This window comes from Corynebacterium sphenisci DSM 44792, assembly GCF_001941505.1.
GTDB classification, from domain to species: domain Bacteria; phylum Actinomycetota; class Actinomycetes; order Mycobacteriales; family Mycobacteriaceae; genus Corynebacterium; species Corynebacterium sphenisci.
Genome location: NZ_CP009248.1, coordinates 2,275,813 through 2,301,861, shown reverse-complemented (window position 1 = coordinate 2,301,861; position 26,049 = coordinate 2,275,813). Strand labels below are relative to the sequence as shown.

Annotated in this window: 24 protein-coding genes and 1 pseudogene; 20 read left to right on the top strand and 5 right to left on the bottom strand. The window is 75.9% G+C overall.

Features of this window, described 5'->3' with window-relative positions; all coding sequences use genetic code 11:
- Positions 1–88 precede the first annotated feature (88 nt).
- Positions 89–565 carry an inorganic diphosphatase gene (locus tag CSPHI_RS10530; protein ID WP_075693119.1) on the bottom strand — a complete coding sequence of 159 codons (477 nt, stop codon included), beginning with the start codon at positions 563–565 and terminating at the stop codon, positions 89–91.
- 111 nt (positions 566–676) lie between these two features.
- On the opposite strand from CSPHI_RS10530, the gene dacB reads away from it, so the two are divergent.
- The 16 genes and pseudogenes from dacB (at position 677) to CSPHI_RS10450 (ending at position 15,717) form a co-directional block, all read left to right on the top strand.
- The gene (gene dacB, locus CSPHI_RS10525; RefSeq protein ID WP_157118540.1) at positions 677–2,059 is read left to right on the top strand and encodes a D-alanyl-D-alanine carboxypeptidase/D-alanyl-D-alanine endopeptidase; all 1,383 of its coding nucleotides are present in this window, start codon (positions 677–679) and stop codon (positions 2,057–2,059) included.
- A gap of 86 nt (positions 2,060–2,145) precedes the next feature.
- Positions 2,146–3,447 carry an amidase family protein gene (locus CSPHI_RS10520; RefSeq protein ID WP_075693118.1) on the top strand — a complete coding sequence of 434 codons (1,302 nt, stop codon included), beginning with the start codon at positions 2,146–2,148 and terminating at the stop codon, positions 3,445–3,447.
- Positions 3,444–4,556, top strand: coding sequence for a tRNA lysidine(34) synthetase TilS (gene tilS / locus CSPHI_RS10515; RefSeq protein ID WP_075693116.1), 1,113 nt, complete (start codon positions 3,444–3,446; stop codon positions 4,554–4,556). Before CSPHI_RS10520 ends, tilS begins: the two co-directional genes overlap by 4 nt.
- A 43-nt stretch (positions 4,557–4,599) precedes the next feature.
- Positions 4,600–5,184: a hypoxanthine phosphoribosyltransferase gene (hpt, locus tag CSPHI_RS10510; protein WP_075693114.1), complete on the top strand. Its 585-nt coding sequence runs from the start codon at positions 4,600–4,602 to the stop codon at positions 5,182–5,184.
- A 28-nt stretch (positions 5,185–5,212) separates the two neighbouring features.
- Positions 5,213–7,669, top strand: coding sequence for an ATP-dependent zinc metalloprotease FtsH (ftsH, locus tag CSPHI_RS10505; protein ID WP_075693112.1), 2,457 nt, complete (start codon positions 5,213–5,215; stop codon positions 7,667–7,669).
- Complete coding sequence (gene folE, locus CSPHI_RS10500) at positions 7,669–8,235, top strand: GTP cyclohydrolase I FolE (RefSeq protein ID WP_075693110.1); 567 nt, start codon at positions 7,669–7,671, stop codon at positions 8,233–8,235. The genes ftsH and folE overlap by 1 nt, the downstream gene beginning before the upstream one ends.
- A gap of 89 nt (positions 8,236–8,324) precedes the next feature.
- Complete coding sequence (gene folP, locus CSPHI_RS10495; RefSeq protein ID WP_075694027.1) at positions 8,325–9,179, top strand: dihydropteroate synthase; 855 nt, start codon at positions 8,325–8,327, stop codon at positions 9,177–9,179.
- Positions 9,179–9,550: a dihydroneopterin aldolase gene (gene folB / locus CSPHI_RS10490; protein ID WP_075693109.1), complete on the top strand. Its 372-nt coding sequence runs from the start codon at positions 9,179–9,181 to the stop codon at positions 9,548–9,550. Before folP ends, folB begins: the two co-directional genes overlap by 1 nt.
- Before the next feature lie 5 nt (positions 9,551–9,555).
- Entirely contained in the window at positions 9,556–10,137 is a 582-nt protein-coding gene (folK, locus tag CSPHI_RS10485; protein ID WP_075693107.1) for a 2-amino-4-hydroxy-6-hydroxymethyldihydropteridine diphosphokinase, read from the top strand.
- A complete protein-coding gene (locus CSPHI_RS10480; RefSeq protein ID WP_075693105.1) occupies positions 10,134–10,622 on the top strand; it encodes a DUF3180 family protein in 489 nt (162 codons plus the stop codon). Before folK ends, CSPHI_RS10480 begins: the two co-directional genes overlap by 4 nt.
- A 10-nt stretch (positions 10,623–10,632) precedes the next feature.
- Positions 10,633–12,141 carry a DUF6779 domain-containing protein gene (locus CSPHI_RS12105; protein ID WP_075693103.1) on the top strand — a complete coding sequence of 503 codons (1,509 nt, stop codon included), beginning with the start codon at positions 10,633–10,635 and terminating at the stop codon, positions 12,139–12,141.
- Between the two features lie 3 nt (positions 12,142–12,144).
- On the top strand, positions 12,145–12,999 hold the full coding sequence (locus CSPHI_RS10470; RefSeq protein WP_075693101.1) for a DUF2520 domain-containing protein: 855 nt from the start codon (positions 12,145–12,147) through the stop codon (positions 12,997–12,999).
- A gap of 145 nt (positions 13,000–13,144) precedes the next feature.
- Positions 13,145–14,005: pseudogene (panC, locus tag CSPHI_RS10465) on the top strand (pantoate--beta-alanine ligase); the annotation flags it as partial.
- Positions 14,006–14,274: 269 nt separating this feature from the next.
- On the top strand, positions 14,275–14,688 hold the full coding sequence (gene panD / locus CSPHI_RS10460) for an aspartate 1-decarboxylase (RefSeq protein ID WP_075693097.1): 414 nt from the start codon (positions 14,275–14,277) through the stop codon (positions 14,686–14,688).
- 181 nt (positions 14,689–14,869) lie between these two features.
- Positions 14,870–15,481, top strand: coding sequence for a hypothetical protein (locus tag CSPHI_RS10455; RefSeq protein ID WP_075693095.1), 612 nt, complete (start codon positions 14,870–14,872; stop codon positions 15,479–15,481).
- Positions 15,481–15,717: a helix-turn-helix domain-containing protein gene (locus tag CSPHI_RS10450; protein ID WP_075693093.1), complete on the top strand. Its 237-nt coding sequence runs from the start codon at positions 15,481–15,483 to the stop codon at positions 15,715–15,717. The genes CSPHI_RS10455 and CSPHI_RS10450 overlap by 1 nt, the downstream gene beginning before the upstream one ends.
- A 34-nt stretch (positions 15,718–15,751) precedes the next feature.
- Here the strand turns inward: CSPHI_RS10450 and CSPHI_RS10445 are convergent, their stop codons facing one another.
- Positions 15,752–17,374 (bottom strand): dihydroxyacetone kinase subunit DhaK, encoded by a 1,623-nt coding sequence (locus CSPHI_RS10445; protein ID WP_075693091.1) that lies wholly within the window; start codon positions 17,372–17,374, stop codon positions 15,752–15,754.
- Between the two features lie 113 nt (positions 17,375–17,487).
- Here CSPHI_RS10445 and lysS point away from each other — a divergent pair, with 113 nt between their 5' ends.
- On the top strand, positions 17,488–19,032 hold the full coding sequence (gene lysS / locus CSPHI_RS10440) for a lysine--tRNA ligase (protein WP_075693089.1): 1,545 nt from the start codon (positions 17,488–17,490) through the stop codon (positions 19,030–19,032).
- 31 nt (positions 19,033–19,063) lie between these two features.
- Here the strand turns inward: lysS and CSPHI_RS10435 are convergent, their stop codons facing one another.
- Positions 19,064–19,525 (bottom strand): hypothetical protein, encoded by a 462-nt coding sequence (locus CSPHI_RS10435; protein ID WP_157118539.1) that lies wholly within the window; start codon positions 19,523–19,525, stop codon positions 19,064–19,066.
- Between the two features lie 222 nt (positions 19,526–19,747).
- Here CSPHI_RS10435 and CSPHI_RS10430 point away from each other — a divergent pair, with 222 nt between their 5' ends.
- Entirely contained in the window at positions 19,748–21,154 is a 1,407-nt protein-coding gene (locus tag CSPHI_RS10430) for an acyl-CoA dehydrogenase family protein (protein WP_075693085.1), read from the top strand.
- A 37-nt stretch (positions 21,155–21,191) separates the two neighbouring features.
- Positions 21,192–22,400 carry an acyl-CoA dehydrogenase family protein gene (locus CSPHI_RS10425; protein ID WP_075693083.1) on the top strand — a complete coding sequence of 403 codons (1,209 nt, stop codon included), beginning with the start codon at positions 21,192–21,194 and terminating at the stop codon, positions 22,398–22,400.
- A 215-nt stretch (positions 22,401–22,615) separates the two neighbouring features.
- Here the strand turns inward: CSPHI_RS10425 and CSPHI_RS10420 are convergent, their stop codons facing one another.
- Both CSPHI_RS10420 and CSPHI_RS12100 read right to left on the bottom strand, forming a co-directional pair.
- On the bottom strand, positions 22,616–22,933 hold the full coding sequence (locus CSPHI_RS10420; protein WP_157118538.1) for a hypothetical protein: 318 nt from the start codon (positions 22,931–22,933) through the stop codon (positions 22,616–22,618).
- Between the two features lie 68 nt (positions 22,934–23,001).
- Positions 23,002–23,178, bottom strand: coding sequence for a hypothetical protein (locus CSPHI_RS12100; RefSeq protein WP_157118537.1), 177 nt, complete (start codon positions 23,176–23,178; stop codon positions 23,002–23,004).
- 374 nt (positions 23,179–23,552) lie between these two features.
- On the opposite strand from CSPHI_RS12100, the gene CSPHI_RS10410 reads away from it, so the two are divergent.
- The gene (locus tag CSPHI_RS10410; protein ID WP_075693078.1) at positions 23,553–25,955 is read left to right on the top strand and encodes a hypothetical protein; all 2,403 of its coding nucleotides are present in this window, start codon (positions 23,553–23,555) and stop codon (positions 25,953–25,955) included.
- Positions 25,956–26,049 lie beyond the last annotated feature (94 nt).

Genomic DNA, 26,049 nt, shown 5'->3' with positions numbered 1-26,049 from the left:
GGGGCATCATCGGGTGGTGTCGGGGGCGGGATCGGCGGGCGGCCGGGGCCCCGCCCGGGGCCCCGGCCGCCCGTCGCGGCGCGGTCGGCTACTTGCCGTGGCGCTCGATCGCCTCGTCCAGGATCCGCTGCGCCTCGGCGGCGTCGCCCCAGCCCGCCGGGGAGACCTCCTTGCCCGGCTCCAGATCCTTGTAGTGCACGAAGAAGTGCTCGATCTCGTTCTTGGTGAACTCGTCGACGTCGCCGATGTCCCGGATCCCGTCGAAGCGGACGTCGTCGAGCACGCAGAGCAGCTTGTCGTCCCCGCCGGCCTCGTCGGTCATCTTGAACACGCCCACGGTGCGGGCGCCGACGATGACCCCCGGGAACACCGGCTCCGGCATGAGCACCAGCGCGTCCAGCGGATCGCCGTCCTCGCCGAGGGTGCCGTCGATGAAGCCGTAGTTGGCCGGGTAGGCCATCGGGGTGAAGAGGTACCGGTCCAGGTGCACCTTGCCGGTCTCGTGGTCGATCTCGTACTTGTTGCGCTGCCCCTTGGGGATCTCGATGGTGACTTCGACGCTCACGTGCGCTCCTCGGATATCGGGGTGGGAAGGAATGGTCGGCCCGCCGAGCGCGATCCGGTCGGCGGCGCATACAGTACTCATCGTAGCGACCGCGCAGAACGGAGGATCCAGGTGAGGCGCACCAGGGGATGGCTGGCCGCGTTGGCGGTGTTCGCCGTGGTCATCGCGGTGGTGGTGGCCTACGCGGTGCAGTCGGCCTCCCGGGCGCTGCACGTCGAACCCGCCCCCGCGGTGGCCGCCGCCGCGGATCCGCTGCGGCCGGCCGGCGCCGCGGCCGGCCCGGACGCCGAGGGGGCCGCCGGCTACGCCGGGCGGGTGCGCCGGGTGATGGACGCCCTCGTCGCCTCCCGGGCGATGGGCGACACCCACGGCATCGTCGCCGACGCCGCCACCGGCCGGGTGCTGTGGTCCTCCGGGGCCGCCGACCGGGTCACCCCCGCCTCCACGATGAAGATCCTCACCGCCGCCGCGGCGCTGCTCGAACTCGGCCCGGAGGCCCGGGTGACCACCCGGGTGCACGCCGGGGCGGAGCCGGGCCGGGTGGTGCTGGTCGGCGGCGGGGACCCCACCCTCTCCGCCGCCGGGGAGGGCTTCTACCCGGGCGCGGCCTCGATGGCCGAGCTCGCCCGGCGGGTGCGCGCCGCCGCCGGGGAGGTCGACGCGGTGGTGGTGGACCAGTCCGGCAACGTCGACGCCTTCCACCCCGACTGGGACGCCGCCGGGATCGCGGAGGGCTACATCGCCCCGGTGGAGACCGTGGAGGTCGACGCCGGCCGCGGCGGCCCGGAGGATGTCACCGCCCGCTCGGCGACCCCCGCCCTGTACGCCGGCCGGCTGCTCGCCGAGGGGCTCGGCGCCGGCGCGGTGCGCGCCGCCGCGGTGGACCCGGGGGATCTGGGGGAGGTGCTCGGCGAGGTGGAGTCCGCCCCGCTGGCGGTGCGGCTGCGGCAGATGATGCAGCACTCCGACAACGTGCTCGCCGAATCCATCGCCCGGGAGGTCGCCCGCGCCCGGGGGGAGCGGCCCACCTTCGCCGGCTCCACCGCCGCGGTCGCCGCGGTGCTCGCCGAACACGGCCTGCTCGATCCCGCGGAGCTCGCCGCCGAGGACTGCTCCGGGCTCAGCGAGGGCAACCGCCTCGCCCCGGAGGCGATCAACCGGGTGCTGCTCGCCGCCGCCGGGGACCCGGGCGCGGTGGACCCGGCCGCCGGGGCGGACCCGGCGGGGATCGCCGCCCGGCTGTCCCCGCTCGTCGACGCGCTGCCGGTGGCGGCGGTCTCCGGCACCCTCGCCGACCGCTACGGCGGCGCCGGCGGCGCCGGCTGGGTGCGCGCCAAGACCGGCACCCTGAGCCGGACCTCCGCGCTGGCCGGGGTGGCCCCGGCCGCCGGCGGCCGGCTGCTGGCCTTCACGCTCATCTCCAACGGGGTGGAGGTCACCGCGGCGCGCGCCGCCGCGGACGCCGGGGTGACCCGGCTGCTCGAGGTCGAGTAGCCGCCGCACCCCGGGAAAACCATGGGGGGCAAAAGCAGTTCGCTATCCTGGGCCCCGACGCCGCCGGACGCCGAAGGAGCCTCGCCATGACCGACCACGCCGACCGCCCCGCCGCCCCGCCCGGGCCGGGGGTGCGCGATCTCGCCGCCGCCGTGCGCGCCGGGCGGATCGGCCCCCGCCAGGCCGTGGACGACGCACTCGACGCGATCATCCGCCAGGACGGGGTGATCCGCGCCTGCACCCGGATCGACGTCGCCGGCGCCCGCGCCGCCGCCGCGGCGCTCGCCGCCCGGGCCGACCTGGACCGGCTGCCGCTGGCCGGGGTGCCCTTCGCGGTGAAGCAGTACACCGACCCCGCCGACCCCCTGATCCGCCGGCTCACCGACGCGGGGGCGGTGGCCGTCGCGGAGACCGCGGCCCCCCAGTACTGCACCTGGGGCGCCACCGACCGGCCCGGCCGGGTGGTCGCCAACCCGACCCGGCCCGGCCGCACCCCCGGGGGATCCTCCGGGGGCGCCGCCGCCGCGGTCGCCGCCGGGATGGTGCCCTTCGCGCACGGCAACGACGGGATGGGCTCGCTGCGGATCCCCGCCGCCGCCTGCGGGCTGGCCACCCTCAAGGCCACCCCCGGGCTGCTGCCCGGCCGGATCGGCCGCAACGACTGGTACGGCATGTCCGTGCACGGGGTGCTCGCCCGGGACGTCGCCGACCTCCGCCTGCTCACCCGGGTGCTCACCGCCGGCGCGGTGGACGTGCGTCCCGGCGCGGCGACGCCGCCGGAGGTGGTGCTGCTCGACCCCACCTCCCCGGTCGCCGGGATCCCGGTGCAGCGGGGGTGGGCCGCGGCCGCGGCGGCCGCGGCGGGCCGGTTCCGGCGGGCCGGGGTGCCGGTGCTGCGGGCCCGGGCCCCGTACCCCGCCAACCCGCTGCCGATGCTCGCCCGGTGGACCGCCGGGGTGGCCGACTCGGTGGCCGACGACCCCGGGGCGGGGGCCTCGGGGGTGGACGCGCATCTGGAATGGCGCACCCGGGTGCACGCCGGGCTGGGCCGGCTGCTGCGGCCCACCATCGCCGCCGGCCAGGTCACCCGGGCCCGGGCCGCGATGGCGGAGTTCCTGCCGGAGCAGGCGGTGCTGATCACCCCGGCGCTGGCCGCGGACCCGCCGCGGGCCGGGGCCTGGCACCGCCGGCCCTGGGTGGCGAACCTCGCCGCCAATATGCGCTTCAGCCCCTTCACCTCCGTCTGGAACCTGCTCGGCCACCCCGCCGGGGTGGTGGTGGAGCCGAGCACCGGCCGGGGCGTGCAGGTCATCGCCCGGCCCGGCGGGGAAGCCCTGGTGCTCTCCGCGATGGACCGGATTTCCAGCGGCGGTAGCCTGGGCGCATGACCGACCCCGCCGCACCGGAGCCCCCGCCGGGGGAGCCGGGCCGGCCCTTCTGGCCGCGGCGCAGCCCCGCCTTCCTCGAGCTGCGCCGGGCGGTGCGGCCCATCCTCGCCGAGGGCGATGTGGTGGTGGGCCTGTCCGGGGGGCCGGATTCGCTGGCGCTGACCGCCGCCTGCATCGCCGAGGCCCGGCGCCGGGACCGGGATCGCCCCGCCCCGGACCCGCCGGGGGCGGCCGCGGCGGTGCACGCGGTGGTGGTGGACCACCGGCTGCAGCCCGGCTCGGCCGGGATCGCCGCCGCCGCCGCGGCGACCGCCCGCCGGCTGGGCGGCACCGCGGAGATCCGGGCCGTCGAGGTGATCGACGACGGCGCCGGCCCGGAGGCCACCGCCCGGGCCGCCCGGTACGCCGCCCTCGGCGCCGCCGCGGCCCGGCTGGGCCGGCCGCTGCTGCTCGGGCACACCCTCGACGACCAGGCGGAGACGGTGCTGCTGGCCCTGGCCCGCGGCTCCGGCACCCGGGCGCTGGCCGGGATGGCCCCGCGCCGGGCCGGCCCCGGCGGGGTGGCGCTGCTGCGCCCGCTGCTCGGGCTGCGCCGGGGGCGCACCCGCGCCGCCTGCGCGGAACTCGGCCTGGAGCCCTGGCGGGACCCGCACAACGACGATCCCCGGTTCACCCGGGTGCGGGTGCGGCGTCGGCTGCTGCCCGCGCTGGAGCGCGAACTCGGCCCCGCGGCGGCGGCGAACCTGGCCCGCACCGCGGAGCTGGCCCGCGCCGACGCGGACTGCCTGGACGGGCTCGCCGCCGCCGAACTGGACCGGATCCGCGCCGGCGCCGCCCCCGGGGCGGACCCGGCGGGGCTGCCCGCCGCGGCGGTGGCGGCACTGCACCCGGCGCTGCGCACCCGGGTGCTCGCCGCCTGGGCGCGCGACGCCGGGGCCGGGGCGCTGACCTCGGCGCACCTGGCGGCGCTGGACCGGCTCGCCGCGGCCGCCGCCGCCGGCGCGGCCGCCGGCGGGCGGGTGCGGCTGCCCGGCGGGTTGGTGGTCGGGCACAATGGTGGCACCCTTGCAGCAGGGCCGGGTGCGGCCGACGGCGGCGCACCGCCGTGACGGCCCGGCCCTCGACCGGCGCGCGCGCCCGAAAGGTAGATCGATGCACGACGTGAAGGACACCGACGTCCCGCCGAACCCCTACGGGGATGACGTGGAGGCGATCCTGATCAGCGAGGAGCAGCTCAAGGCCCGGATCGCGGAGATGGCGGCGCGGGTCAACGAGCGGCACCGGGACAGCGCGGAGGACCTCATCCTGGTGGCGGTGCTCAAGGGGGCGGTGTTCTTCATGACCGACTTCGCCCGGCAGCTGGAGCTGCCCACCCAGCTGGAGTTCATGGCGGTGTCCTCCTACGGCAACTCCACCTCCTCCTCCGGGGTGGTGCGCATCCTCAAGGACCTGGACCGCGACATCGAGGGCCGGGACGTGATCATCCTGGAGGACATCATCGACTCCGGGCTCACCCTGTCCTGGCTGATGAAGAACCTGCGCAACCGCAACCCGCGGTCGCTGGAGGTGGTCACCCTGCTGCGCAAGCCCGATGCGCTGCGCGCCCGGATCGACCTGGCCGACGTCGGCTTCGACATCCCCAACGAGTTCGTGATCGGCTACGGCCTGGACTACGCGGAGCGCTACCGCGACCTGCCCTACGTCGGCACCCTGCACCCGCGGGTCTACCGCGGCTGACCCCACCAGCCGGAGAGCACAACCCCCCATGGACAAGAAGAAGGTCTTCCGAATCGCGGGCGCGGCCGGGGTCATCCTGCTGCTGCTGTTCGCCATCTCCACCTTCGGCGATGACGCCCGCGGCTACCGCGAGGTGGACACCTCGGTGGCGATGGCCCAGCTCGCCGAGGCCAACGTCGCCGAGGCCCAGATCGACGACCGCGAGCAGCGGCTGCGGCTGAGCCTGCGCGAACCCATCGACGTCGACGGGGCCGAGGGCGTCGAGGAGGTGATGGCCCGCTACCCGGCGCGGGCCGCGGACCGGGTCTTCGCCGCGGTGGAGTCCGCCGAGGGCGTCGACTCCTACACCACGGAGGTCACCCGGGAATCCTTCCTGATGTCCATGATCGGCTTCCTGCTGCCGATGCTGATCTTCTTCTTCCTGATCATGTGGCTGTTCAGCCGGATGCAGGGCGGCGGCCGCGGCGGCATGTTCGGCTTCGGCGGCTCCAAGGCGAAGCTGCTCAGCAAGGAGGAGCCGACGAACACCTTCGCCGACGTCGCCGGCGCCGACGAGGCGGTGCAGGAGCTCGACGAGATCCGGGACTTCCTGCAGAACCCGGCCCGCTACGAGCGCCTCGGCGCGACCATCCCGCGCGGGGTGCTGCTCTACGGCCCGCCCGGCACCGGCAAGACCCTGCTCGCCCGGGCCGTCGCCGGGGAGGCGGGGGTGCCCTTCTACACCATCTCCGGCTCCGATTTCGTGGAGATGTTCGTCGGCGTCGGCGCCTCCCGGGTGCGCGACCTGTTCAACCAGGCCAAGGACAACAGCCCCTGCATCATCTTCATCGACGAGATCGACGCGGTCGGCCGGCAGCGCGGTGCCGGGATGGGCGGCGGCCATGACGAGCGGGAGCAGACCCTCAACCAGCTGCTGGTGGAGATGGACGGCTTCGGCGAACGCCAGGGCGTGATCATCATGGCGGCGACGAACCGGCCGGACATCCTCGACCCGGCGCTGCTGCGGCCGGGCCGCTTCGACCGGCAGATCCCGGTGGTCGCCCCGGATCTCGCCGGCCGGAAGGCGATTCTGCGGGTGCACGCCAAGGACAAGCCGCTCGCCGCGGACGCGGACCTGGAGTCGCTGGCCAAGCGCACCGCCGGCATGTCCGGCGCGGACCTGCGCAACGTGCTCAACGAGGCGGCGCTGCTCACCGCCCGGGTGCGCGGGGAGGTGATCACCGCCGACGCCCTGGAGGAGGCCGTGGACCGGGTGATCGGCGGCCCGCGGCGCACCTCGAAGGTGATCAGCGAGCAGGAGAAGAAGGTCACCGCCTACCACGAGGGCGGGCACACCCTCGCCGCCTGGGCGCTCACCGACATCGAGCGGGTGTACAAGGTCACCATCCTGGCCCGGGGCCGCACCGGCGGGCACGCGATGACCGTGCCGGAGGACGACAAGGGCATGTACAACCTGCCGGAGCTCTTCGCCCGGCTGGTGTTCGCCATGGGCGGCCGCGCCGCCGAGGAGCTGGTCTTCGGGCTGCCCACCACCGGGGCCAGCGCGGACATCGAGCAGGCCACCAAAATCGCCCGGGCGATGGTCGCCGAATACGGCATGTCCCCCGCCCTCGGCCCGGTGAAGTACGGGGTGGAGGACGGCGATCCCTTCGTCGGCCGCGGCGGGGACGGCTCCCTGGACTACTCCCCGGAGGTGGCCGCGGAAATCGACCGGCAGGTGCGCGATCTGATCGGCCGGGCCCATGACGAGGCCTACGCGATCCTGCGGGAGAACCGGGCGATCCTGGACCGGCTGGCGGAGAAGCTGCTGGAGAAGGAGACGCTGCGCCGGCCGGACCTGGAGGTGCTGTTCACCGACGTGGTGCCCCGGGAGCGGGTGGACTTCTTCGACCAGGACACCCGGCACCCCGCCGACGGCAAACCCCCGGTGAAGACCCCGGTGGAGCTGGCCGAGGAGCGCGGGGAGGAGCCGCCCCGGCGGGTCGACGTCTTCGCCCCGGTGCGCCCCGAGGCGGAGCCGGCCGCGCCGGCCGCCCCCGCCGGGCAGGACGCGGCGGCCCCGGCCGGCGACGCGGACGCGGCGGCCCGGCCCGCCCCCGGCGGCTGGGCCGGGGAGGGCGACCCGGCGCCGCGGGTGACCGCGATCCCGCCGGCGCCGGTCTACGGCGGCCCGCCGCCGCCGAAGGACTGGACCGCGCCCGGCTGGCCCACCGACAACCCGCCGCGCTACCGCGGCCAGGAGCCGGCCGCGCCCGCCGGGCGGGACGGCGCGGAGGGCGCGGGCGGCGGCGCCGGGGAGCACCCCGGCACCGCGAACTACCCGGCGCAGCCGCGCGGGTTCCGGCTGCCGGAGCGGGAGCGCCCCGAGCACGACCCGGATCGGGCCGGGGACGCCCCGGCGCCCGCGCCGGAGCGCGATCCCGCGGCCGCGCCGGACCCGGAGCGGGGCCGGCACCGCCGCGGGCAGGACACGGAGGAGGGCTGATGTTCGATCAGGAGCGCGCCGAGGCGGCGGTCCGGGAGCTGCTGCTCGCCGTCGGCGAGGACCCCGACCGGGAGGGCCTGGTGGAGACCCCCGCCCGGGTGGCCCGGGCCTACCGGGAGGTCTTCGCCGGGTTGCACGTCGACCCCCGGGAGGTGCTGGACAAGACCTTCGACGAGGACCACCAGGAGCTGGTGCTGGTCAAGGACATCCCCATCTACTCCACCTGCGAGCACCACCTGGTGCCCTTCTTCGGCCATGCGCACATCGGCTACATCCCCGGCCCCCGGGGCCGGGTGACCGGGCTGAGCAAACTGGCCCGGCTGGTGGACCTCTACGCCAAACGGCCCCAGGTGCAGGAGCGGCTGACCTCCCAGGTCGCCGACGCCCTGGTGGAGCGCCTGGAGCCGACCTCGGCGATCGTGGTCATCGAATGCGAGCACCTGTGCATGGCGATGCGCGGGATCCGCAAACCCGGCTCCCGCACGGTGACCTCCGCGGTGCGCGGCGGGTTCAAGTCCGACGCCCGCTCCCGGGCCGAGGCGCTGAGCCTCATCACCGGGCGGTGAACGCGATGGCCCCGGAGCCCGCAGCCGCCGCGCCGGCCGGCCCCGCCGCGCCGGGGGTGCCGGCGCGCGCCGACGGGCGCTGCCTGGTGATGGGCATCGTCAACGTCACCGAGGACAGCTTCTCCGACGGGGGCCGCTGGGCGGACCCGATCTCGGCGGCCGCGCACGCCCGCCGGCTCATCGCCGAGGGCGCCGACATCGTCGACGTCGGCGGGGAGTCCACCCGGCCGGGCGCGCACCGGGTGCCCGAGGCCCAGGAACTGGAGCGGGTGGTGCCGGTGGTCGCCGAACTCGCCGCCGGCGGGGCCACGGTGAGCGTGGACACCATGCGCGCCTCCGTCGCCGCGGCCGCGATCGAGGCCGGGGCGGCGATCATCAACGACGTCTCCGCGGGCCTGGCCGATCCCCGGATGCTGCCCACCTGCGCGGAGGCCGGGGTGGCGGTGTGCCTGATGCACTGGCGCACCGACCGCTTCATCGGCGCCTCCGGCCGGGCCGAACCCGACCCGCGGGGCATCCTCGCCGAGGTCGCCGAGCATCTGCGCGCCCGCGCCGACGCCGCGGTGGCCGCCGGGGTGGCCGCCGAGCGGATCATCGTCGACCCCGGGCTGGGCTTCGCGAAGAACGCCGACGACAACTGGGCGCTGCTCAACGGGCTGCCGGAGCTGGTCGCCATGGGGGCGCCGGTGCTGGTCGGCGCCTCCCGGAAGCGCTTCGCGGCCACCGTGCTCGGCGGGCCCGCGGTGCCGCCGACCGCCGCGGACCCGGCGACCGCGGCGATCACCGCGCTCGCCGCCGCCGCCGGCGCCTGGGGGGTGCGGGTGCACGAGGTGCGGCCCAACGTGGATGCCGCGGCGGTGGCCGCGGCCTGGGCGGCGGGGGCGGCGCCGAACGGGGTCGCCGCGGACGGGGACTACCCGGCCGCCCCGGCGGGGGGTGCCTGATGGCCGACCGGATCGAGCTGCGCGGGCTGCGCGCCCGCGGCTTCCACGGGGTGTTCGAGCACGAGCGCCGCGAGGGCCAGGACTTCTCCTGCGACATCACCCTGTGGCTGGATTTCGCCGCGGCCGCCGCCGGCGATGACCTGGCGCGCACCGTGGACTACGGGGCGGTGGCGGAGCTGGCCCATGCGGTGCTCGCCGGCGAGCCCCGCAACCTCATCGAGACCGTCGCCGCGGAAATCGCGGATCGGTTGATCGCGGATCCGCGGCTGCATGCGGTGGAGGTGGCGGTGCACAAGCCGCAGGCGCCGATCCCGCACGACTTCGACGATGTGGCGGTGGTCGCCCGCCGCTCCCGGAAGACCAGGCGGTGAGCGCGATGGCGGACCACCCGGCGGATCCCGCGGCCCCGGCGGCGCCGCTGCGCGCGGTGCTGTCCATCGGCGGCAACGTCGGCGACGCCGCCGCCCGGCTGCGCGGGGTGGACCGGGCCTTCGGCCCGGCGGTGGTCGCCCGCAGCGGGTTCTACGCCACCGCCCCCTGGGGCGGGGTGGCGCAGGACGACTTCCTCAACGCGGTGCTCATCGTGGAGGTCGCGGACACCCCGCGCGGGCTGCTGCGCCGCTGCCAGGACCTGGAGCGCGCCGCGGACCGGGTGCGGGAGGTGCGCTGGGGCCCGCGCACCCTGGACGTGGACATCATCGCCGCGCGCACCCCCGCCGGGGCGGTGCACGCGAACACCCCGGAGCTGACCCTGCCGCATCCGCGGGCCCATCTGCGCGCCTTCGTGCTGGTGCCCTGGCTGGAGGCGGATCCGGACGCCCGGCTGGCCGGGGCGCCGGTGGCCGGGCTGCTCGCCGGGCTGGACCCGGCGGAGGTCGCCGGGGTGCGCCGGCTGGATCTGGGCTGGGCCGGGCCGGGGGCGGATCCGGGCGGGGCCGGCGGAGGGGGCCGGCGGTGAGGGGCACCGGCGTCGGCGCGCTGCTCGCGGTCGCGGCCGCGGCGGCGGTGCTCGCCTTCGCCGCGGTGCGCGCCCTGTTCGGCTCCTTCGTCTTCCACTGGACCGATCTGCTCTTCCCCTGGGCGCTGACCGCCGGCTGCGCCGCCGCGGCGCGCTGGGTGCGCCGGGTGCTCGCCGAGGAGCGGGTGGGCCAGGACCGGTCCCAGGTGCACCCGCTGACCATCGCCCGGCTGTGCACCGCGGGCAGCGCCGCCGCCTGGTTGGGGGCGGTGCTCGGCGGGGCGTATGCGGGGGCGGCGGCCTGGCTGCTGCCGCGCTGGGGGGTGCTCGCCGCGGTCGCTGAGGAGGGCCCGACGGTGCTGGTCGGGGTGGCCACCGGGACGGCGCTGGCGGCGGCCGGGCTGTGGCTGGAGCGCTCCTGCCGGGTGCCGCCGGAGGACGGCGATCCGCCGCGCCTGCCGGGGCTGGCCGCCGAGCCCCGGTAGTCTGGGGCCCATGACGCACCCCGACGAGTTCCGCGACAGCGCCGCCGGCGAGGACGCCGACTACGGCGGGTCCGCCGAGGCGGACTGGACCGGCGAGGACGACTACGGCTACGACGGCTACGACTACCCCGACGCCGCCGCCGAGGTCGACTCCGCCGAGGACGAGGGTGCCGAACGGGTGGGCCTGCTGCTCATGGCCGCCCTGGTGGTGCTCGCCGTGGCGGCGAGCATCATCATGCTCTTCGCCACCTCCACCGGCTGGATGAAGATCGCGGTGCTCGCCGGGCTGTGGGCGGCGGTGGTCGGCGCGGTGCTGACCACCCGGTACCGCCGGCAGCTGGCCGGGGAGCGCCGCCGCCGCGATGAGCTGGAGCGGCGGCATCGCGCGGAGCTGGACAAGGAGCTGGCCACGCACCGGGAGCAGGAGCTCATCCTGGAGCAGAACTACCTGGACTCCCTCGACGCCGGCCGGGACGAGACCCTGGCCCAGCTGCGCGCCGAAATCGCCGCGCTGCGCGAGCACCTCGCCGAGCTGCTCGGGGAGAACATCGAGGACGAGCGGATCGCGCTGCGCGCCCGCGCGGAGCGGCTGCGCGAGCTCGACGCCCCGGCGCAGCCCTCGCCGATGCGGGATCCGCAGGCCCACGACCGCCCGGAGCCGCGGGCCCGGGCGCACCGGGCGCAGGTCACCGCGGAGCAGACCCCGCCGCGCTTCGGCGCCGCCGCCCGGCCCCGGCCGGCCCGCGGCGAGGAGCCGGTGGACGTGCCCGAGGTCGACGACGCCGCCCCGCGCGCCGGTGAAACCCCCGCCACCCCCGCGCAGCCGGCGAAGCCCGCGCGGACCACGGCGCCCGCCGAACCCGCCAAGTCCGCCGAACCCGCGACGCCGGCGGAACCGGGCGGATCCGCGGCCACCGGACGGCCCGACCCGGCCGCGGCGCAGTGGGCGGCCCCCGAGACCCCGGCCGCCGGCGCCCGCCGGCATCACCGGGCCGAGGAGCCGGCCGAGGCAGGCCCCGAGCAGTCGCGGCCGGGCTCCCGGCCGGTGAGCCGCCCGGTGACCCGGCCGGCCGCCGAGCCCGCCGCGGCGGCCACGCCCGCCGCCGACGCCACGACCGCGCCGCCGACGGAGGCCGCGGCGCGGCCCCGGGCCGCGCACCGCGCCCCCGAGGACGGGTCCGCGCGGCAGCCCTGGCTCGCCTCCGGCCGGCAGGAGCCGCAGCAGCCGGCCCGGGCCCGCTGGTCCGCGGAGCCCGCGACCGAGGCGAAGCCCGAGCCCAAGCCGGAGCCGAAGCCCGAGCCGAAGCAGGAGCCGAAGGCGGAGCCGACGACCGCGGCGGGTTCCCGGCCCAGCCACCGGGCGCCGGAGGGCGCCGCCGCGACCGGCGCCCCGGCCGCGGGGGAGGGCTCCGGCGGGCGCGCCGAACCGCGCCGCGGCCGGCGCCGGGCGGAGGACCGCGCCGACGGGCTCACCGTCGCCGAGCTGCTCGCCCAGATGCGCGAGCGGAAGGACTCCTAGCCGGTGGCTGCGCCGCGCCTGAGCGTCGGCGTCATCTCCGCCGGCGCGGTGGGCGTGGCCGTCGGCGCCGCCCTGGAGCGCGTCGGGCACCGGGTGCGCGCCGTGGTCGCCCCCTCGGCGGCCTCCGCCACCCGCGCCCGGCTGCGCCTGCCCGGCGCCCGGGTGGGCGATATCGCCGACGTCGCCGGCCATGCCGAGCTCATCCTGCTCGCGGTGCCCGACCCGGCGCTGCCGGCGGTCGCCGAGGAGGTCGCCCGGCACGTCGGCCCCGGCCGGATCGTGGTGCACGTCGCCGGGGCGCTGGGTCGGGCGGTGCTCGATCCGGTGGCGCTGACCGGGGCGATGACCATCGCCGCGCATCCCGCGATGACCTTCGCCGGGGTGGCCGCGGACGTGGACCGGCTGGCCGGCTGCCACTGGGGGGTCACCGTCGGCGACGACCTCTCCCGCACCGTCGCGGAACTGCTGATCGGCGAACTCGGCGGCCGGGCCGTGCTCATCCCGGAGCGCTCCCGGACGCTGTACCACGCGGCGATGGCGCATGGCGCCAACCACCTGGGCGCGGTGGTCGGCGACGCGGTGCGGATCCTCGCCGAGGCGGTCGGCGACCGGGGCCCGGCGGTGGACTTGCTGGCCCCGCTGCTCTCCGCCAGCCTGGACAACGTGCTGCGCTACGGAGACTCCGCGCTCACCGGGCCGGCCGCCCGCGATGACGCCGCCGCGGTGGCCGCGCACCTGCGCGAACTGGAGCGGGCGGTGCCCGGGGCGGCCCCGGGCTACGCCACCCTGGCCCGCCGGATCGCGCAGCTGCGGGGCTGCCCGGAGGTGCTCCGGCTGCTCGACGCCGAGGGGCGCTGAGGCGGGGCCGGCCCCGGGTACGGCACCGCGGCGCCGCCCCCGCCGGGCGCCGCCCCGGCTAGGCGAGCCGTGGTGCGCCGAGTACGGTGTATCAGGCACATGGGCCCGCCGGGCCCGCAGGCGAGGAGAGGTTCGGAGGCTGCCGGTGAGCGGATACGCCGCAGGCGAGACGACGGTGCACGACTCGGTGGAGTCCATCGCGCGGGTGACCCGCGCGCTGCGCGCCACCGGGCGCCCGGTGGTGCTGGTGCCCACCATGGGCGCCCTGCACGAGGGCCACCTGGAGCTGGTCCGCGCCGCCCGCACCCTGCCGCGCGCGGTGGTGGTGGCCTCCATCTTCGTCAACCCGCTGCAGTTCGGCGAGGGCGAGGACTTCTCCGCCTACCCGCGGGATCTGGAGGCGGACATCGCCAAACTGCGCGGCGAGGGCGTGGAGCTGGTGTTCACCCCGGATGCGGCGATGATGTACCCGCACGGGTTCCGCACCACCGTCTCCGCCGGGCCGCTGGCCGGGGAGCTGGAGGGCGCCGCCCGGCCCGGGCACTTCGACGGGGCGCTGACCGTGGTGGCCAAGCTGTTCCAGATCACGCACTGCACCGACGCGATCTTCGGGGAGAAGGACTACCAGCAGCTGGTGCTCATGCAGCAGATGGTCACCGACCTCGACCTGGAGGTGCGGCTGCATGCGGTGCCGGTGATCCGGGAGGCCGACGGGCTGGCGATGAGCTCGCGCAACCGCTACCTCGGCGCCGCCGACCGGGAGGCGGCGGTGACCCTGTCCGCGGCGCTCACCGCCGGGGCGCATGCCGGCGACCGCGGCCCGGCGGCGGTGCTGGCGGCCGCCCGGGCGGTGCTGGAGTCCCGCCCGGAGGTGTCGGTGGACTACCTGGAGCTGCGGGATCCGCGGCTCGGGGAGCTCGCCGAGGACGCGACCGAGGCGCGGCTGCTGGTCGCCGCCCGGGTCGGCGGCACCCGGCTGCTGGACAATGTCGGGGTGCTGCTCGGCGATGAATCGGAGCGCCGGGAGCGCGAGATCGCGCAGGCGGCGCTCACCGCCGCCGGGGTGGACGACGCGCCGCTGAGCGCGGCGGAGCTCGCCGAGCTGCGCCGGCTGCGCGCCGAGGTGCGCCGGGTGCGCGAGGAGCGGCTCGCCGCCGAGGGCCGGCTCGCCGGGGCCGGGTTCGCCGGCGCGGCGGCCGCGGGCCCGGGCGGCGGGGACGATGACGGGACCGGCGCCGCGGGCGCCGGCGAGGATGACGAAGGGGGGCGGTCCTGATGCACCGCACCATGCTGAAATCCAAGATCCACCGGGCCACGGTGACCCAGGCGGATCTGCACTACGTGGGCTCGTGCACCATCGACGCCGATCTCATGGAGGCCGCGGACCTGCTCGAGGGCGAGGCCGTGGACATCGTGGACATCGACAACGGCAACCGGCTGACCACCTACTGCATCACGGGGGAGCGCGGCAGCGGGATCATCTCCATCAACGGCGCCGCCGCCCGGCTGATCAGCCCCGGGGATCTGGTGATCATCATCGGCTACGGGCTGATGGACGAGGCCGAGGCGCGGCAGCGCCGCCCCCGGGTGATCTTCGTCGACGCGGAGAACCGGATCCTGGAGTCCGGCGGGGATCCGGCGGACGTGCCCGCCGACTCCGGGCTGCGCGATCCGCGCCGGCCCGAGTAGCCGCCACCGGCCCCGCCCGCACCCGCCGCCCGCCCGGACGGCGGGTGCCGTCGTCCCCGGGGGAGGCGTGGAGGCGGCATAACGACAGTCGTTGCGCACCGGGGGGTTACGCACTAGCATGACGATAATCGATGGGGTATCGGGAATCGATATCCCGCACGCCGACTCCGAGGAGACCGTCATGCACGACGAGCACACCGGCCCGGGCACCGTCGCGGACCGCCGCTACCCCACCCCCCGATCCCCGCGCAAGGAGCGCCGGGACCTCACCGCCACGGCCATCGCCCTGGTCCTGGCGGTGCTGCTGCTGCTCAACTACGCCGCCGGCCCCCTCCTCGACGGCCGCGGCGTCCCCGCCCGGGCCGGCACGACGCCCGCGCAGGCCCTGCTCGACGGGGGCCGGATGGTGGACCGGGCGCTCATCGCCGACTCCACCGCCACGGTGCTGTGGACCGCGCACTGGGCGGCGGTGGCCATCCTCGCCGCGCTCATCCTCTGCGCGGCCGGGCTGACCCGGGTCTTCCTGCGCGGCGGGTTCTTCACCCTGGGGTGCCACCGGTGGCTCACCGCACTGAGCTGGACGCTGCTGCTGTACCTCGTCGCCCCCGGGGTCCTCGGCATGCTCGGCGCCGGCATGGTGGCCCGCGATCTCGGCCTGGACGAGCCGCCCGGGCGGTCCATGGAGCCCGGCGCCTTCATCGCCTGCTATGTCGCGGTGATGACGCTGTCCCTGGTCAGCGTGGCGCTGCGCCGGGCGGGGGCGCTGGAGCGCGACACCGAGGGGCTCATCTGATGGCGCCCCCGGCATCCCCGGAGGAGGGCCACCGGGTCCGCTGCCACCTGGACCGGCTGCTGGCGGAGCGGGACCTCACCCTGCGGGCCCTGTCCGAGCTGGTCGGGGTCAGCACGGTGAACCTCTCCGTGCTGAAGAACGACCGGGCCCGGGCGGTGCGCTTCTCCACCCTCACCGCGCTCTGCGACGCCCTGGACTGCACCCCCGGGGAGCTGTTCAGCGTCGAGCCCCGTTAGCCCCCGCGGCGGGCGCCGGGGCGCGGCCGCCGGCCTAGCCGGCGAGCTCCTCGAAGAACCACGCCATGACCAGCGCGCCGGGATCCAGCACGCCGCGGGCGGCCTCCCCGACGTAGCTGGCCCGGCCCTTGCCGGCGACGAGGTCGGCGGTCGCCGCGGCGCCCGCGCGGGCCGCCTCCGCCGCGGCCGCCGGAGCCGCGCCCTCCTCCAGGGCGCGCACCGCCGGCTCGATCGCGTCGACCACGGTGCCGTCGCCCACCCGGGCGCCGCCGAGATCGACGACCGCGTCCAGGCCGGCGCGGGCCAGCGCCGCCAGATCCGCCTCCGCCGGGCCCGCCGCCGCCCCGGCGCGGGCGGCCATCGTGGACAGGAACAGGCCGAACACCGCCCCGGAGGTGCCCCCGGCGTGCACCAGGTAGGACTCGCCGAGGGCGCCCAGCGCCCCGGCCAGATCACCGCGCAGCGGCGAGGGCACGGCGCCCAGCGCGGCGGCCATGTTGTCCCCGAAATCGCCGTCGCCGGCCCTGCGGTCGAGTTCGGTGAGCTCATCGCGGGCCGCGAGCACCCGATCCCGCCATGCGGTGAGCTCGGCCTGGACCGGGCCCCGGGCCCGCGCCGGGGCGGGGTCCCCGTCCGCGGCCGGGGCGGCCGCCCCGCGCCAGCGGGCCGGGGCCGCCCAGCCGGGCGCGGTGGTGGGCTCGTCGAGCAGCCCCAGCAGCTCATCGTCCACGCCCAGCACGGTCACCGAGAACCCGGGCATCGCCCAGGCGGTGACGAAATCGCCGCACATGGTGCGCGCCACCCGCGCGCCGCGGTCGGCCAGGGCCCCCGCGGCCAGGCCCAGGATCGCGGAGAGCTCCAGGCCGGCGAGCCCGCCGAGGCCGTTGACCAGGAGCAGGCACCGATCGGGGCAGCCCGCCGCGGCATGGGCCGCGGCGACCATGTCGGCCACCGCCTCCCGGATATCGCGCCGGTTCCGGCGCTCCACGCCGCGTTCCCCGTGGATGCCCACGCCGAATTCGACCTCGTCGGCGCCGAGCCCCAGCGACCCCGCCCCGCCGGGCACCCCGGCCCCGCCGACGGAGACCGCCAGGGAGGCCGCGCCGGCGGCGACCCGGCGGCCCACCCGCGCCACCTCGTCGAGATCCGCGCCGCGGGCGGCCGCCGCCCCGCAGGCCTTCTCCACCAGGATCGTCGCCGCGGTGCCGCGGCGGCCCGGTCCGGAACCCTCCCCGCCGGAGTCGCCGAGGGAGGTGGCCAGGTCATCGGCGACCAGCACCGTCTCCACCCGGATCCCCTCCGCGGCGGCGAGCCGGGCGGCCACCCCGAAGTTCATCACGTCCCCCGTGTAGTTCTTCACCACGTGCAGCACCCCGGCGCCCCGGTCCACGGCCCGGGTGGCGGCGAGGATCTGGCGGGCGTTGGGGGAGGTGAACACCCGGCCGGGGCATACCGCGGCGAGCATCCCGCGGCCGAGGAACCCGGCGTGCAGCGGCTCATGGCCGCTGCCGCCGCCGGAGAGCACCGCCACCCCGGGACCGGGATCGTCGAGGGCGAGGAACCCGCCCGGATCCCGGTGGATGTCCTCCCGGCCGGCCACGAGGCCGGCCAGGCCCAGATCGAAGACGGTCCCGGTGTCATCGAAGAAGCTCCGCATGCCCACACGCTACGCAGGTTGCGCGCCGTTCACCCGTGGCCCAGCGCACGGCCCCGCGCCGGGCCCCGGCACGCCACCGCCGGGCCGCGGGCCGTGGGCTACCCTTGACAGCCGTGACCGAGCAGACGAACCCCGCCCAGAACCCCGCCGCCGATGATCTGCCCGAGCAGCTGAAGGTGCGCCGCGCCAAGCGCGACCGGCTGCTCGCCGAGGGCACCGACCCCTACCCGGTGGCGGTGCCGCGCACGCACACCCTCGCCGAGGTGCGCGCCGGCTGGGGGAGCCTCGAGGCGGGCCAGGAGACCGACGACGTGGTCACCGTGGTGGGCCGGGTGATCTTCGTGCGCACCACCGGCAAGCTCTGCTTCGCCACCCTGCAGGAGGGCGACGGCACCCAGCTGCAGGCGATGCTCAGCCTCCGGGAGGTCGGCGAGGGGCGGCTCGCGGACTTCAAGGCGGACGTCGACCTCGGCGACTTCATCACCGTCACCGGCCGGGTGATCTCCTCCCGGCGCGGGGAGCTGTCCGTGATGGCCACCGCATGGGCCATGGCCGCCAAGGCGCTGCGCCCGCTGCCGGTGGCGCACAAGGAGATGAGCGAGGACACCCGGGTGCGGCACCGCTACACCGACCTCATCATGCGCCCGGCGGCCCGGCGCACCGCGCTGACCCGGATCAAGGTGATCCGGGCGCTGCGGCACGCCCTGGAGCGCCGCGGCTTCCTCGAGGTGGAGACGCCGATGCTGCAGACCCTGCACGGCGGGGCCGCCGCCCGGCCCTTCGTCACCCGCTCCAACGCCCTCGACCTGGACCTGTACCTGCGGATCGCCCCCGAGCTGTACCTCAAGCGGTGCGTGGTCGGCGGCCTGGAGCGGGTCTTCGAGATCAACCGCAACTTCCGCAACGAGGGCATCGACTCCTCCCACAGCCCCGAGTTCGCGATGCTGGAGTACTACCAGGCCTACGGCACCTACGACGATTCCGCGCGCACCGTGCGCGAGGTGATCCAGGAGGTCTGCGAGGAGGTCTTCGGCTCCACCACGGTGACCCTGGCCGACGGCGCCGAATACGACTTCGGCGGCGAGTGGCCGCAGCTGGAGATGTACCCCTCGCTCAACGAGGCGCTCGCCGCCAAGCACCCCGGGGAGGCGGCGGTCACCATCGACTCCACCGTCGCCGAGCTGAGGGCGCTGGCCGACCGGGTCGGCCTGGCCGTGCCCGCCGACGGCGGCTGGGGCCACGGCAAGCTCGTCGAGGAGCTGTGGGAGCACCTGTGCGCCGATCGGCTGCACGGCCCGGTGTTCGTCCGGGACTTCCCCGTGGAGACCTCCCCGCTGACCCGGCAGCACCGGGACAAGCCCGGGGTGACCGAGAAGTGGGATCTCTACGTGCGCGGCTTCGAGCTGGCCACCGGCTACTCCGAGCTGGTGGACCCGGTGGTGCAGCGGGAGCGCTTCGCCGACCAGGCCCGCCTGGCCGCCGGCGGCGACGAGGAGGCGATGGTCCTCGACGAGGACTTCCTGCACGCCATGGAGCAGGGCATGCCGCCGACCACCGGGGTCGGCATGGGCATCGACCGGCTGCTCATGGCCTTCACCGGCCTGGGCATCCGGGAGACGGTGCTCTTCCCCACGGTGAAGCCCGAACGCGACTCCTGAACCGGCCCGGGCCCGCCGCGGCGGGTCCGGCTCAGTAGAAGCCCTCGTAGTAGTCCCACTCGTAGTTCCGCAGGCAGTACTCGCCGGAATCCGGCGCCACCCGGCGCCATTCGAAGCCCAGCTGGGGACCGTCGGCGCGGACCCGGCCGAAGACCACGAAGGCGCCCTCCGGATCCCCGTCGACGGTGGTGTGCCGCACCCCGCCGCGTTCGGCGAAGGAGCCGTGGGGGTCCGCGTTCTCCCGGGGTTCGGCGCCGTGCCGGGCGTACTCCACGTGCAGCGCGGAGTCCTCGCAGGTCAGTTCCAGCAGGGCATCGACGTCGCCGGTGGCCTTCGCGTTGTAGTAGTCCAGGCTCAGCGCGTAGAAGCCCTCGTCGTCCGGGGGATCGGCCGAACCGCAGGCGGCGAGGGCCGCGGCCGTCGCGGCGGCCGCCACGGCCGGGGCCGCGGTCCGCGGCGGTCGTCGGATGCGTCGATCAGGTGCGGTGCTCATGCCGCCGACGCCAGGGCGCGGCCGCGGCGGGCCCCACGGGAACACTCCCCCGCACCGGCCGGCCGGCGCCGGCGCCGCACCGGCGAACGGGGGTGCCCTGGGCGTTTTCCACCCCCGGTGTCCTGCGCGCATGCGCCGATCCGGGCGCTAGCGTGACACGCGTCACGTCATATGTTTATGGTTATCCGGGTAACAGTTCTGACGGAAAGGCCATGACCCCCCATGAGCGACAAGAGCAATCGCGAGGACTCCACGGTCGGGCGCAACAATCCCGGGCGCGACGCCATCGGCGCCGCCATGCGGTTCCTGACCTCCCTGACGGGATCCGACTTCGCGGTGAAGCATGACCTGCAGCCGAAGATCGATCGCGTCCTCTACCAGTCCACCAAGTCGGGGTTCAAGACCCTCGGCGCGGCGAACCGGCAGTTCAAGAAGGTCCGGGGCGGCGATAAGCCGGAGCGCCCCGCCGCCGAGGCGCAGGCCGCCTTCGAGGCCAAGCAGAAGCAGATGTTCTCCCTCACCCCCTCCGAGGATCAGCAGATGATCGTGGACACGGTGAAGGAGTTCGCCGGGTCCCGGCTGCGTGAGGTCGCCGCCGAATGCGACGCCAAGGCCGCGCCCCCGGAGACCCTCGCCGCCGAGGCCGCCGAGCTCGGCGTCACCCTGATCAACGTCCCCGAGGCCTTCGAGGGCATCGCCACCGGAGCCGACGTCACCACCAACGCCCTCGTCGCCGAGGCCCTGGCGCACGGCGACATGGGCCTGGCGGTGGCCACCCTGGCCCCGGCCGGCGTCGCCGCCGCGCTCACCGCCTACGGCTCCGATGAGCAGCAGAAGACCTACCTGCCGGCCTTCGCCGGGGAGGACGTGCCCGCCGCCGCGGTGGTCATCGCCGAGCCGCGGCCCCTGTTCGACGCGCTGACCCCGGAGGCCACCGCCCGCCGCGAGGGCGACGAGCTCGTCCTCGACGGGGTGAAGTCCCTGGTGCCCAACGCCGGCGCCGCGGAGCTCTTCATCGTCGGCGTGCAGCTCGACGGCAAGCCGGTGCTGGTCATCGTCGAATCCGACACCGAGGGCCTGCACGTCGAGGCGGATCCCTCCATGGGCCTGCGCGGCGCCGCGCTGGGCCGGCTGGTGCTCAAGGACGTCCGGGTGCCCGCGTCGAACATCCTCGGCGGCGCCGGCGCCGTCGACGGCGACTCCGGGGAGGACGCCACCGAGGCCTACCGGGACATCGTGCGCCGCTCCCGGCTCGGCTGGGCCGCCCTGGCCTGCGGCACCGCCCAGGCGGTGCTCGACTACGTCATCCCCTACGTCAACGAGCGCGAGGCCTTCGGCGAGCCGATCTCGCACCGCCAGGCGGTGGCCTTCATGGTCGCCGACATCAAGATCGAGCTCGACGGCCTGCGCATGATCACCCTCCGCGGCTGCTCCCGCGCCGACCAGGGCCTGGGCTTCGCCCGCGAGGCCGGCCTGGCCAAGCGCTTCGCCGCGGAGAAGGGCATGAAGATCGGCTCCGACGGCGTGCAGCTGCTCGGCGGCCACGGCTACACCAAGGAGCACCCGGTGGAGCGCTGGTACCGGGATCTCCGCGCCATCGGCGTCGCCGAGGGCGTCGTCGTCCTGTAACCCCCGCCTACGAGAACCCACGAAGAGGACCAAGAACATGATCAACCTCGAACTGCCGAAGTTCCTCAAGGCGGGCGCCAACCAGGCCCATCAGGCCGCCGCCGAGATCTTCCGGCCCATCTCCCGCAAGTACGACCTCGCCGAGCACGAGTACCCCCGCGAACTCGACACCCTCGCCTCGATGATGGAGGGCATGGCCGACGGCGGCAAGGCCTTCTCCGGGGCCAAGGGCGGCCGCGGCGACGAGAAGAAGAAGCAGGAGGGCATCCGCAACGGCGGCAACATGGCCAGCCTGCTCAACGTCATCGAGACCTGCTGGGGCGATGTCGCCATGACCCTGTCCATGCCCTACCAGGGCCTGGGCAACTCCGCGATCGCCGCGGTGGCCACCGATGAGCAGCTGGAGCGCTTCGGCAAGACCTGGGCCGCGATGGCCATCACCGAGCCCTCCTTCGGCTCCGACTCCTCGGCGGTGTCCACCACCGCCAAGCTCGACGGCGACGAGTACGTGCTCAACGGGGAGAAGATCTTCGTCACCGCCGGCGAGCGCGCCGACTCCGTGGTGGTCTGGGCCACCCTGGACAAGTCCAAGGGCCGCGCCGCCATCAAGTCCTTCCTGGTGAAGAAGGGCACCCCCGGGTTCACCGTGGAGCGCCTGGAGCACAAGCTGGGCATCCGCGCCTCGGACACCGCGGTGCTGCGCCTGGACAACGCCCGGGTGCCGAAGGAGAACCTGCTGGGCACCCCGGAGATCGACGTCAAGAAGTCCTTCGCCGGCGCCATGGCCACCTTCGACAACACCCGCCCGCTGGTCGCCGGGATGGCCATCGGCTGCGCCCGGGCCGCCCTGGAGGAGCTGCGCCGCATCCTGGAGGAGGCCGGCGTGGTCATCAACTACGACGCCCCCGCCTACGCGCAGTCCGCCGCCGCCGCGGAGTACGTCCGCCTGGAGGCCGACTGGGAGGCCGCCTACCTGCTCGCCCTGCGCGCGGCGTGGATGGCCGACAACAAGATGCCGAACACCGTCGAGGCCTCCGTGTGCAAGGCCAAGGCCGGCCGCGCCGGGGTGGAGATCACCCTCAAGGCCGTGGAGCTGTGCGGCACCTACGGCTACTCCGAGCGCAACCTGCTGGAGAAGTGGTCCCGCGACTCGAAGATCCTGGACATCTTCGAGGGCACCCAGCAGATCCAGCAGCTGGTCGTCGCCCGCCGCACCCTGGGGCTGTCCTCCAAGGAGCTGAAGTAGCCCGGGGACGCACCCGCACCGCACCACCCGGGGCCCCCGCCGCGCACCCGCCGGCGGGGGCCCCGTCTATCCGCCCACCGGGACCGCCCACTCGGCCGGCACCGCACCGGGCCCGCGGCACGACGCCCGGTGCCCGACCCGGGCGACAGGCGCGGGCGAACCCGGACGGCGAGTCGACCGGGACGCCCGGATCGGCGGTGCGTCGCTCGGGGGCGTCACGCTTCCGGTTGCCCCCCGAGCGGCCATGGCGGGTCGTCGTGATCCGGGGATCGCCGGTAACGGAGGAACCCGAGGACGATGGGCGTGGCGCCGCCGAGCCCGAAAACGACGGTTCCGGCGATGGATTCGGGGGGTTCGAAGAGCCGCAGGCTCTGGAAGGCGAGGATGAGGCAGGTCGCGGTGATGATCGCCGCCACGATGAATCCCGCTATTTCCAGCCCGATGGTCGTGGACAGGGACTTCCGGGTCACTTCGCGGTCGAGGACCTCGTTCTCATGCGCATCATCGAGGATGCGTGCGGCACCGCCGGGCACGATGTCGTCGAATCCCTTGAGGAGACCCGGTGGGGGGATGGGGCCCTCCCACCGGATTTGGGAGTGGTTCAGCCCTGGGAGCGTCGGGTGATCTCGACGCGGATCGAGTCCCCCACCTTCTGGAACGACCGCTGGGTCCGGGTCCGGTTGCGCCGGTGCGCCGTTTCCGCGATGTCGCGGATCCGCGGGGAGGTGGCCAGTGTCATCCGGCCGGCGCCCCGGGTTATCGCGTTCGTCCTGTTCATGGCCCATACCGTACCTTCCTGGTGTTCCCCCGTCACGTAACGGGGTCGTTTTTCCTCCGGTGACGAGCCGTCCGGGGGCCGGTCCTCGGGCGGGATTGTTGCCCGCGGACGGGCCGTCATCATCCCGCAGCGGCCCGACGGCCGCCCCCGGAAGGACCGAATGGGGTTGGCTTCCGGGGGTGGGGCCTCGGGTGCCGGTACCGCCGCCCCGGATCCCCCGGGTCCCGCCGCGCGCATCCGCCGGCGGGGGCCCGCCCGTCCCCGGACGGGCCGCCCCGGGTCACGAACATCCGTTCGCCGTTTTCCGTGTGCGGCATCCGGTGGCGCCGTAGACTGCGGGGCCCGCACGCAGCACGAGGAGAAGGGTGACCGCCATGGGCGACTGGGACGACACCGCGATGTACCAGGCGTCGGTGGGCTTCGACTTCCACCCGGTGGACGCCGAGACGATGGCCGGGTCCTTCGCCGCCGCCGGCGCGCCGCTGGTGCCGGAGGCGGTGCTCGCCGAGGGCGCGGGCACCGCGCCGGTGCTGCGCTACCAGGACCCCTCCGGGGCGATCGCCTCCTTCGGCCCGGGACGGGCCCGGATCGGCTTCGACGCCGGCTCCGCCCCGGTGCGCGCCGGGCTCGCCCGCCCGGTGGACGGGGCCTGCTCCGTCGCCTGGCTCACCCTGGGCGATCTCGCCGCCCGCGGCGGGATGGAGCCGGAGTCCCCGGAGGGGGCCTTCCGGACGATGCCGGTGCTGGAGGACGATCTCCGCCATCTCGATACCCGGTGCACGGTGCGCCAGATCTTCGACTTCCTGGAATCCGAGCGCGTCGAGCGGGTGCTCGGCCGGCTGCGCTTCACCGTCCTGTTCCGCGATGACCTCGCGGTGCGCACCGCCGCCGGCAACGCCGCCGCCGGGGATCCCTGGGTCCCCGGGCAGCTGCCCCGGCACCCGCAGGGGGCGGCCGTCACCGGCCGGATCCTGGAGTCCCGGCGCCAGATCAACATGCACACCGGCCGGAGCTTCCACCAGCTGCGGCTGCGCCTGGCGCACGGGGTGACCGTCGACGCCTGCGCCCCGCCGCCGGATGCGGAGGAGGGCTACCCGGTGGGCGGCTGGGTGCGCGGCGCGGCGCTCATCACCGGGGGCCTGCGCCGGCGGGGCGGGGAGCCGCTGCACTTCGACGACCTCGACGACGTCAACTCCATGGAGTCCTACGGCCCATCCGTGGCGGGCTTCTTCGGGGACCACGCGATCGTGGAGGCCGACCCGTCCGAATGCCTGGGCATCCCGCTGCTGGAGGACCTCGACCCGGTGTACGCGATCGGCCGGGCGGCGCCGACCGCCCGCTGGCGGGTGGAGCGCTACCGGCGCGCCGACGGCGCGCCCTGCACCGGGCTGTCCCGGGAGGGCGAGGACGGCATCGGCCTGGCGTTGAGCTTCCCCGGGGCCCGGTGGGGCGCCTACGTCAACGCCGCCGACGGCCGGCTGCACATCACCGCCGATGATGTGCTGCTCGCCCCGGCGGAGTACCCCGAGGCGCTGGCGGGGGTGGACGTCGACTCCTTCGCCGAGTACGCGGAACGGGCCCGGGGGCAGCTGCGCGGGCACGCCGCCGACCACGCCCGGGAGGCCGCCGAGGCGATCCTCGCCGGGGAGGCGCCGCCGGGGCACCACCCGGAGCACCTGCCGGCGGACTTCGCCGAGCGGGTGCGCGAGGACCTCGGGCGGGCCCTGGCGGAGGCCCCGGCCTACCACTACGGGATGCGGGTGCCGCTGTGCCTGCGGATCGGCGAGATCCGCCGGGCGCCCACCGAGCTCACCGGGCCCGGCCAGGAGTGGTCCACCGCGGAGGAGGAGGCGCGCAGCCGGCTGGAGGCCGTGGTGGACCTCGACGGGCGGCCCGCGGTGCTGCACTTCCCCGGCTCCTTCGAGGGGCTCACCCCCCGGACGATGGTGATCGGCTGGGGCACCGTGTGCTCGCATCTCCCCGGCCACCCGCAGGTGGTCACCGGGCTGCACGACCGGGTGGGTCATCCGCGGCCGCGGCTGCACCCGGCGGGCAATCCCCTCGACGAGCTCGACTACTCCGGCGGGGAGATCCTCGCCGGCGCGGGGTGCTCCGGCGACGCGGTGGATGCGGCGTTCGCCACCTCCCGGTCCCCGGCGATGGCGGCGATGTTCCTGCGCGGGATCGGCCGGGACCTGGGCATCGATGTCCTCATCGACCCGGACCACTCCTACCGGATCCAGGGCGCCGAGGGCGTGGTGCCGGCGCTGCCGGTGGCCTTCCACCAGGTCGACGCGCTGCGCGACGCCCTGGCCGGCGCGCTCATCGCCCACCCGGACGGCGGGGACCCGGAGCTGCGGGCCCTGGTGGACATGGCCGAGGCGCTCTACGGCGGGATGGCCGAGGCCCTCGCCGCGGCACGGCGCCGGCTGCGGGCCGCCCGGGACGCCGAGCAGCTCAGCCTCCCCTTCGAGCCCGGCACAGGGGGCGGGGAGGCCGCGGGGGAGGAGCAGGAGGGCCTCGACTGGGACGAGGACGAGGCGGACCCCGGCTGGGATGAGGACGAGGAGGACCCCGACTGGGCGGGGGACGAGGACGAGGAGGACCCCGACTGGGCGGGGGACGAGGAGGACCTCGACTGGGATGAGGACGGGGATCCCGACTGGGATGAGGATGGGGAGGCGGGCCCCGACCGGGCGGGGGACGGGTTCTGGTCCGTGGACGAGTGCGGGGGCGGCGCGGCCCCCGGTGACCCGGGGGAGCCGGGGCGGCGGTAGGCCGGCCGGGCCCGCCCGGGCCACCAGGGCCCCGCCGGTGGCGCGGGGTGCACCGGGAATTCCCCGGCCGTTCAACCGCCGGCCGGTGCGCCGT